The following is a 7,154-nucleotide window of genomic DNA, read 5'->3' as shown; positions in this document are numbered from 1 at the left end:
GAATACTGGCAAGTAAGGGCAAATAGACTGCTGAAGGTGCTGTGCTTCTTCGATTTAATAGCTTAAATAGTAAGATTGTTGGGCAGTATATATTTATTTATTTAATGTGTGAAAATATACATAAATTTCCTTTTAAATTAGCGGTTTGCACATAAAAAGTGTTTAAACGAAACAACAACAGTTGGCTACGTTTCGCTTTGCCAGACAATTTTAGCCAGCAATTTTTGTCCGCTTAAGCGGGGGTTATATTTTAAGGAGAGTTATGTATACGGTTCTATATCGATGGAAGATTCATCATGGTAAACAGGATGCTTTTATTTCAGGGTGGGAAGTTATTACCGATCATTATCTAGCGAATCATGGCGCACTAGGCGCTAGGTTACATAAAATTTCAGATAATAATTTTGCCGCTTATGCACAGTGGGCGTCCAAGGAAGCAAGAGATATTGCTTTCAGTTTAAACGATGCGCCTCAACAAGCAGTAGAAAAAATGCAAGAGAGTATAATTTCGAGTCTATACCCAATTGAAATGTATGTAATTTCGGATAAATTAAACTATAACAAAGCAAAACAATCAAACGCATAAAGATTGTTATCGTTTGTGGCATTTTGTTTAACAATTAAAAGAACAATATACGTATAATTTCAGGACTATTCTTATAATGGGAGTCCTGAACACATTTATTTTTTGGAGCATTTTTTGAACCTGAAACAGATACAAATAGCGATTTATTCGTTATTCTTAACAAATAAATTTGGCTTTAAATTAAATAAGGTGACAACAAATGCCGATAAAAAGAAGCTCCGTTTGGAGTACGCTGTCCGCTTGTTTTCCAAACTTAATATTGAAATCGTAGTTTCTGGCCTTGATAAGGTAAACCCTGACGGCCAATATCTCCTGCTCTCTAATCATCGTAGCATTATCGATCCCTGTGTGATTGAGATGGCTTTAAAAGACACTAATATTTTTGGCTTGTGGGTTGCAAAAAAAGAACTCTATAACTCTTTTTTCTTTGGTAAGTTTGTTCGCAATGGAGGCTCTATTCTGCTGGATAGGGGCTCAAATAAAATGAATCAATTCTTTAAAGATATTAAACAGAGCTTGAGTAATGAGGCTTCAATTTTTATATTTCCCGAAGGCACGCGTAATGTACAGGGCACAGACCTTACAGAGTTTAAGAAAGGGACGCAGCTTATCGCGGTTAAAAATAAGTTGCAGATATTGCCTGTAAACATAAAAACTAATTCAAATACGGCATTAAAAACAGCTATAAAAAACCGTGATAAAAAATTATGCATCGAAGTAGAGTTTGGTGATGTGATCGATTACAAAGATAGATCTATGGATCTTGAGCAGGCATATAGAAAAATGTTTGATAAAAGTAATTAATGAGCAAACCTAATCAGGATAGTGATCATGAAAACAAAGCATGCAACCGGACCGACAAACTGCAATGCGCTTTTTTGGCTACTGATGCAGAGCGGTGCTTTCAGTCTAAATCCCTAATCGATAAGAGTTAAAGATGAAGAGTAAGCTGAAAAATTTATCAGAGATTGTCGCTAGGGCGAGCGATTTGTTCTATAGCAAGTTTAATAGCATCAATACGTTAATGGGAATAATGGATAAAACCTTGCGAAATCAAGGTATGCAAGCGGATGCCATTACCATTGATTGTATTGCTCAAGATAAGAAAATAGTTATCCTCATTCATGATGATAAGCCAGATGTTGTAGATATAGCTTTGGGTAATAAAGAAGGGGATATTTATTCATCCTCTGAATACGAAATTAGCGCAATATCAGAAGCTGTTATTGTGGAAATGATGGAAGCGAATTTCATTTCATAATTGTTGTCGTTAAATCTAACAAGCTAAATCACAGGATCCATAATGGCTAGCGCTGTTTTTGCTAAACCCCCAAAATAGCATGAATCTATGCGCCAGAGTTTGAGGCGTTGAGATAGTATATTAATTATTTTGCAGGGTTTTTAGCTATTTCCATGGGTTGGAAATGCAGTGGCCAGAGCCTTAACAATGGTTAGAGTGCAATATTGAAACTCTATTTTTCTAATATTTGGTTGTTAGAGCAATTCTACAGCCTCGTTACAAGTCTGGAATATAATGTGCGTATACTCAAAGCAGAAAAAAATCATATACCTGGAATAGCGCTGATATACAAAAAATGCTTTCCGCGTGAAAGTATGCATCGAGAATGGATCGCATCCACATACGCCAGCTTTCCTAGAGCATCATATTTTATTGTTGAAATTGAAGGCGAAGTAGTTGCATATATTCTTTGGTGCTTTAAGAATGGCTTTAGAGAGCAATCTATACTTGAGCTGGAGCAAATTGGAGTGGCCCCGGAGTTCCGTGGAAAAGGTATCGCTAAAGATCTAATCAAAAAATCTTTCGAACTTATATCTGCGGAAGTGAGCAGATTAAACCTAAACATTAAAAGTATAATTGTCACCACAAGGGAAGGTAATCATGCAGAAGCAATTTATAAATCTGCTCTTGGAGTAGAGCGCGTTGCGCTCATCAAAGGTTATGGCTCTGGCGATGAAGTTATATTATTAAAAAGCATTGAGACTTCGTAATAATGTTCAAAATTCATATAACAAATCTTTAAATCGGGCAGGTAATAGTTGACCTTGATATGTACTTAAAAGAGGTCATCTTAATGGGGCCTGGAAGGAAACTGTTTTTACTAATATTGTGCGCTACATAAAGCAGGGTGAAATTCAGCCGGTTTTAGCGCAGACCTTTCCGTTACCTTCAATCGCTGCGGCCCAAAAAGCGTTTCTTAGGAAACACTCTGGTAATGCCAGAGGTGATGGCCTAACGTCAAATAATTCCCTACACGCCGCAATAAACTGATTCATCACTCAATTTAATCAATCCCTTCGTAAAAATTTAATAATCCATTGAATATCAACTATATGTGAATTATTGTGGTTTTTATTTTAAATAAAGTGGGCTGGAATTGACTGATTCTAAAGCCTTGTTAGGTCAACTCGTGGTGCTAATGATGGAAATTAAGAAATGACCAATTTTGAAAAGATGAGATATATTGGTAGTGGTGCTACATCAGATGTATATTTACACGCTCCAGATAAGGTTATTAAGTTATTCAAAGGCGCTTATAAATTAGAATCAGTAAATTATGAAGCCCGTATTGCAGAATCTATCAACAATTCTAAAATAAATGCGCCGAAATATCATGGGGTAGTTGAAATAAATGACCGTATCGGAATTGTTTATGATTTTATAGAGGGAGAATTGCTCTTTAATGAGCTTATAAGTAAACCATTTAGTGCCATAAAAATAATTAAGAACTTGGCTAGGACTCAGTTCGAATTAAATAAATTAGTTGTTGAGGGGTTACCAAGCCAAACAGAAAGGTTGTCATTTCTAATAAAAGATTCAAATAAAATTCCAGAATATCAGGATCTAATAATTGCAGAGTTAAATAATATCTCTCAAACAACATATGTTTGTCATGGCGATTTTCATGTTGGAAACATAATCAGAACTGAAAAAGAGTTATTTATAATTGATTGGATGAATTGCTACTCGGGAAATAGGGAGGGCGATATTTTGCGAAGCTATTTGATGTTAACTTCCCCATTTATTCCATTTGCAATGAATCGTGTTAAAAAAAGATGCTTTATGTTGTATAAGATTTTTCTTGGGAAGATTTTTCTGCGTGAGTATTTAGCTATCTCAGGTATAAGAAGAAGTAGCTTAAGAAAATGGTGGCCAATTATTGCTGCTGCAAGGTTGGCTGATAATGTACCAAATGAAGAAGAATGGTTAAAAAATAAAATCAGGAAAAATATGAAATACCTAACAAATAAGGATAGCTATCGCGGTATTTGATAGCAATGGTTTTGGGAAGAGTCTGGTCAATCGAATGCCGCAGAGTATGTGATGAACGTTTTCTGATAGCGTATTATTTGACGAATGAGATGGATCTAAAAGAAGGCGTAGATAATGTGCGAACCTAGCTCGACAATGCACTGAAGTCCGCCACGACAAGATTCAAATAAACAGTATGGCCATGCGGCCATAACGAAAGGAGATGAAAAATGAAATTTAATATCTGTTCGGTTGTGTTGATTGGTATCCTCGGGGGCACTTCGCTCTGCTATGCAGAAACTGCAAATGATAAAACGACAATAGAAGAAGTTAAGCAACAAACAGATGATTTGCTTCAGACGCTTGACGCCTATACCGTTGAGCAGAAGGACGAAGCGATTCGCAAAACAAAAATGGCTTTGGCTAATCTGGATAAGCGCATTGATGCCTTGGAGGCACGTATTGATGAAAGCTGGGATAAAATGAGTAAGAAAGCGCGGGAAGAAGCGAGTGACAGCCTCAAGGCATTGCATAAGCAGCGAAATGAGGTGGCCGAATGGTATGGCAGCATGAAAAATAGTACTGGAAACGCTTGGGGGAATATGAAAAAGGGATTTTCAGATGCATATAAGGATCTCAATGATACTTGGGAAAAATCCGAAAATGAATTTGGCTCGAGTAAATAGAATCGGGTTAAGGTGGGACAGTCAAACCTTTTATAAAATTAGAATAGATGTGATAATCTCAACAGATAGATAGTGTAAAAGTTTTAAACGCTTTGTATCAAAGAGCCCCGGTAGTGAAAATTCAAGCTACCCCCTCGCTCGCTTCTTCCCGAAAAGAGAAAATGACTGGCTGTCCTGCCTCTTTTTTCTGCCTACTTTTAATTACCTTAATTAAGGGAAAAACATGAATCAAGTTATTGACCTTCTGAACAATCATCGTTCAATTCGAAAATTTACAGCAGAATCTATCAGTAAAGAAAAGCTGAATGCCATTATACAAGCAGCGGGTTCGGCTGCTACTTCGAATAACATTCAAGCTTATAGTATTATTAATATTACAAATAATGACAATCGAAAGGAGCTTGCAGCACTGGCAGGCTCGCAGACATGGGTAGAAAAGAGCCCTGTATTTCTGGTGTTCTGTGCTGATTTGAAAAGATCTGAAGATGTCTGTCATTATGAACAAAAAGAGATGGCCTCCGGGTATACAGAACAATTTCTTATAGCAACAGTTGATGCCACCCTGGCTGCGCAGAATGCAATGGTCGCGGCTGAATCACTGGGACTTGGAGGTGTATTTATCGGAGGTATCCGTAATAACCCAGAAAAAGTATGTCAATTGTTGAAAATTCCCGATCATGTTTATCCTGTCTTTGGCATGTGCTTGGGATACCCAGATGAAAAGCCAGAGCAGAAACCGCGACTTCCTGTTGAAGTCACTTTAATGGAAAATTATTACAGTGAAGATACGTCATACTTAGGGAATTATAATGAAATTTGTCGCGACTATTACCAAAATCGTTCTAATAATTCCCGACACGCCACATGGACAAGCCAGATATCAGCGATGATGAGTGTACCTGCTCGCCCGCACATGAAAGAGTTTTTAGAAAAAAAAGGATTTTCTCTTTTGTAATGTTGAGTCGTAATTTTATTTCGCTAACAAACGCTTGAACTGCAGACGCACGCTTTTTTTAAACGTTGTGAGTGTATTTACCTTTTTGAAGTTTGTGCTATTAAGCCGCGCCGGTTAAGTAAAAAAAGGAGGGGAGTTGAATAATCCCACATTGTATATATTTTCAGGGCTTCCAGTTTCAGGTAAATCAACCCTAGCTCAATTGCTTTCAAGGCGTATAGGCGCAATGTATATCTGTATTGATACAGTAGAGCAGGGAATTCGTGAGCTATGTGGTTTCAAGGTTGAAGGTGAAGGTTATCGCCTTATTTATCGAATATTGAGGGATAATTTAAATTTAGGTTTGAGTGTAATTTCCAACTATAAAACTCACGAGAGATGAATGGCAGGAAGTTGCAATAAGTGCCGGCGCTCATTTCATCAATATAGAAATAAAATGCTCAGATCCAGTTGAACATCAGGATCGGGCGAATATTAGGGATTGCCAAATAGCAAACTTGACGCTTCCAACTTGGGAGGAAATTAAAAATAGGCGCTATGAACAATGGGAACGTGAAGTTATTCAAATTGATACTGCGGGTAAATCAATTGAACAGTCGTTTCTTGAGTTAATGGAAAAACTTGGTGTGTAAATGCAGCAAACAAGTTATACAGGGGCGTGTTGCAAAAAAACCAACCCAGCTAGATGCTCAGGTTGGTTGATAGGTTGATAGGTTGTTAGTAAAAAATAACGCAGTTAAGCTGTTGCAAGTTGTAGCTGTTTATCGCTTTTCTTAAGGAACGCATAGCTAAAGCCTGTTACTGCAGTCCCTGCGGCGATTGCTACTAAATACATAAGTACTGGGCTGATCGCACCAGGAATCATTAGTACAAACAGGCCGCCATGTGGAGCGAGTAATTGTGCACCGAATAGCATAGAAAGTGCACCCGTTAATGCCCCTCCAGCCATACAAGCCGGGATCACGCGCATTGGATCTTTTGCTGCAAAAGGAATTGCACCTTCAGAGATAAAGCAAAGTCCTAATACAAAGGATGCTTTACCCGCTTCCGCTTCGCTGTCAATAAATTTAGATTTAGCTAAAAATGTAGCCAATCCCATACCCAGTGCCGGTACCATACCTGCTGCCATAATAGCCGCCATTGGCGCGTAAGTTTGTGATGCCAATAGACCAACACCAAAAGTATATGCTGTTTTATTAACCGGACCACCTAGGTCGAAACACATCATTGCGCCAAGTAGTGTACCGAGTAATACGGCGTTTGCTGAGCCCATATTCGCAAGGAATTGTGTGAGTCCTGCCATGATTGCAGAAACCGGACCACCAACAACGTAAATCATCACTAACCCCGTTACTAAGCTGGCAAGCAAGGGAATAATTAAGATAGGTTTAAGCGCTTCCATTGAAGCGGGCAGGTTGACTTTATCGGCAATAAATTTAGCCGCATAGCCCGCTAGGAAACCCGCGATAATACCGCCAAGGAAACCAGCACCCGTTGAACTTGCCAACATACCGCCAATTAAACCCGGAGCAAGACCTGGTCGGTCAGCAATCGAAAAGGCAATGAAACCTGATAAAACAGGTATCATCAATGCAAAGGCAGAGGCACCACCAATGGTCATTAACGCGGCAGCCAGAGTGCCTTCTTCTTTAAATG

At 38.4% G+C, this 7,154-nt stretch carries 9 protein-coding genes; 8 read left to right on the top strand and 1 reads right to left on the bottom strand.

Annotated elements, in window-relative coordinates; genetic code table 11:
• Positions 1 to 262 precede the first annotated feature (262 nt).
• The 8 genes from ACJAT7_RS16635 (at position 263) to ACJAT7_RS16600 (ending at position 5,880) form a co-directional block, all read left to right on the top strand.
• Positions 263 to 586, top strand: a complete 324-nt coding sequence (locus ACJAT7_RS16635; protein WP_415227925.1) for an antibiotic biosynthesis monooxygenase family protein — start codon at positions 263 to 265, stop codon at positions 584 to 586.
• Between the two features lie 189 nt (positions 587 to 775).
• Positions 776 to 1,390, top strand: coding sequence for a lysophospholipid acyltransferase family protein (locus tag ACJAT7_RS16630; RefSeq protein WP_415227926.1), 615 nt, complete (start codon positions 776 to 778; stop codon positions 1,388 to 1,390).
• A 133-nt stretch (positions 1,391 to 1,523) separates the two neighbouring features.
• Positions 1,524 to 1,847, top strand: a complete 324-nt coding sequence (locus ACJAT7_RS16625) for a hypothetical protein (protein ID WP_415227924.1) — start codon at positions 1,524 to 1,526, stop codon at positions 1,845 to 1,847.
• A gap of 203 nt (positions 1,848 to 2,050) precedes the next feature.
• Positions 2,051 to 2,596, top strand: coding sequence for a GNAT family N-acetyltransferase (locus ACJAT7_RS16620; RefSeq protein WP_415227923.1), 546 nt, complete (start codon positions 2,051 to 2,053; stop codon positions 2,594 to 2,596).
• Positions 2,597 to 3,041: 445 nt separating this feature from the next.
• The gene (locus ACJAT7_RS16615; RefSeq protein ID WP_415227922.1) at positions 3,042 to 3,878 is read left to right on the top strand and encodes a phosphotransferase family protein; all 837 of its coding nucleotides are present in this window, start codon (positions 3,042 to 3,044) and stop codon (positions 3,876 to 3,878) included.
• A gap of 209 nt (positions 3,879 to 4,087) precedes the next feature.
• Positions 4,088 to 4,543, top strand: a complete 456-nt coding sequence (locus ACJAT7_RS16610; RefSeq protein WP_415227921.1) for a hypothetical protein — start codon at positions 4,088 to 4,090, stop codon at positions 4,541 to 4,543.
• 223 nt (positions 4,544 to 4,766) lie between these two features.
• Complete coding sequence (gene nfsA, locus ACJAT7_RS16605; RefSeq protein WP_415227920.1) at positions 4,767 to 5,498, top strand: oxygen-insensitive NADPH nitroreductase; 732 nt, start codon at positions 4,767 to 4,769, stop codon at positions 5,496 to 5,498.
• A 136-nt stretch (positions 5,499 to 5,634) separates the two neighbouring features.
• Positions 5,635 to 5,880, top strand: coding sequence for an AAA family ATPase (locus ACJAT7_RS16600; RefSeq protein WP_415227919.1), 246 nt, complete (start codon positions 5,635 to 5,637; stop codon positions 5,878 to 5,880).
• Between the two features lie 354 nt (positions 5,881 to 6,234).
• Here the strand turns inward: ACJAT7_RS16600 and ACJAT7_RS16595 are convergent.
• The coding region (locus tag ACJAT7_RS16595; protein ID WP_415227918.1) for a fructose-specific PTS transporter subunit EIIC at positions 6,235 to 7,154 on the bottom strand (920 nt) is incomplete at its 5' end.

The sequence above is a fragment of the Psychromonas sp. genome, assembly GCF_047632995.1.
Taxonomy (GTDB): domain Bacteria; phylum Pseudomonadota; class Gammaproteobacteria; order Enterobacterales; family Psychromonadaceae; genus Psychromonas.
This window is presented reverse-complemented; position numbering and strand designations above follow the sequence as displayed.